At 48.8% G+C, this 1743-nt stretch carries 3 protein-coding genes; all 3 read left to right on the top strand.

From position 1 onward, the window contains the following. Nucleotides 1-279 (top strand): DNA cytosine methyltransferase (locus tag A3730_RS22300; protein WP_197477574.1); only part of this gene is annotated, 279 nt, incomplete at its 5' end. After that, on the top strand, nt 267-1490 hold the full coding sequence (locus A3730_RS22295; protein ID WP_063538968.1) for a type II restriction endonuclease: 1224 nt from the start codon (nt 267-269) through the stop codon (nt 1488-1490). The genes A3730_RS22300 and A3730_RS22295, both read left to right, overlap by 13 nt. A gap of 2 nt (nt 1491-1492) precedes the next feature. Beyond that, nucleotides 1493-1743, top strand: a 251-nt coding sequence (locus tag A3730_RS22290) for a very short patch repair endonuclease (RefSeq protein ID WP_231884015.1), incomplete at its 3' end; no start/stop codon positions are given.

Genomic DNA, 1743 nt, shown 5'->3' with positions numbered 1-1743 from the left:
CCTCGCAGACTTACTCCCAGAGAGTGTGCGCGGCTGATGGGCTTTGACAAGCCGGGAGAATCCGATTTTCGCATTCCCGTTTCAGATACCCAAGCTTACAAACAGTTTGGTAACTCAGTAGCGGTACCGGTCTTTGAGGCGGTAGCCAGAGAAATGCACTCAAGAATCCTTGATGCGAATGTCAAAGGCAAAAAGAAAAAATACAAGATAAAGCAGCCAGACAAAGGGCAAATGAGATTGCTCGAAGAAAAGGGGAAAATGGCGGGATGGAAAAACTAGGCCAGTATTTTGAGGGGATTGCCTGGAAATACCTCACTGCAGTGGATGCGGACCCGGGTAAATCCAATCAGCATGAGTTTGGAGGGCTGGTAAAAGCGGGATTCAAGCACTTCTTGGGAGATCCGGGTGAGGAGACGTACAAATACCCCTGCAGGTTCATGTTTCTTTCTGAAGACAAAGACAAAAGTGCAAATGTTGATGGTGTCGTCAGCTGGTATGACTCTCGCAGGGGGAAGAGTGGGCGCGGTCCCGAGCTAAGGCTTTATTACGTTTCCAATGAAGTGACAGATCTGATTTCGGAAGGGATGTTCTTTCTGATTGCAAAGACCACTTCGGAGGAGCTGATTCTTGTCTTCTGTGACAAAGGAAGTAGCGAAGAATCCCAGTTACGCTGGCTTTTTGGCCTTGATAGTACAACAAATGCTTTTTCCGGAAAGACCATTGATGAAAACCAGATCAAGGCAAGCTGGTCTGCCAGGTGGGTTCTGGATGAGCTTGGAATTGAGCTGTTCGAGGATGATTCGCGCTATCTGGACTTGATGCTTGCCCGCTTTGGTGGCGCCTTCCCAAAAACCAGAGAATTCTCGGCACTTGCGCTTGAACTGAGCCCTGAAATTCAGCCAGTCAAGCTTCCTGACACTGCTCTTGTCTCGCTGATGGATAGGGAGGAGTCCCTGTTCCGGCAGCTGGAACGGCATTTTGTTGAAGAAAAGCTGAAAAGCGGATTTTCGGATGTGGAACAGTTTGTTTCCTATTCGCTGAGCATCCAGAACAGGCGAAAAAGCCGTGTGGGTTATGCCCTCGAAAACCACCTTGAGTTCCTCTTCAAGGAAAATGGGGTGGCGCATATTCGTGGGGCTGAAACAGAGAACAGATCAAAGCCCGATTTTCTCTTCCCCGGGCTTCCGCAGTATGAAAATCATGACTTTCCTGATAATGGGCTGACTATCCTGGGGGCTAAATCTACCTGCAAGGATCGTTGGCGGCAGGTGCTTTCTGAGGCTGGTCGCATAAAAAGAAAGCACCTTGTGACCCTGGAGCCGGGTATATCCGGTAATCAGCTTGATGAAATGGAAGCCAGCGACCTGCAGCTTGTTGTCCCCACCTCAATACATGAAACGTATAAGCCGGAAAGTCGAGAGTGGCTGTGGAGCCTTTCTGATTTTATCGAGCATGTTCTGGAGAAGCAGGCAAAATATCTGGATGAGTAGCTATGGTTGATGTGGTCGACAAGGCAACACGCTCAAGGATGATGGCGGGTATCAAAGGGAAAGATACCAAGCCAGAAATATTGATCCGGTCGGAACTACATCGCAGGGGATTCAGGTTCAGGAAGAACGTCAAAGACCTGCCGGGAAAGCCTGATATCGTTCTGCCAAAATATAAAGCAGTAATCATGGTCAATGGCTGTTTTTGGCATGGGCATGAATGTCATTTGTTTAAGTGGCCAAGTACGCGACCGGA

Source organism: Alcanivorax sp. HI0044 (assembly GCF_001634945.1).
This window is presented reverse-complemented; position numbering and strand designations above follow the sequence as displayed.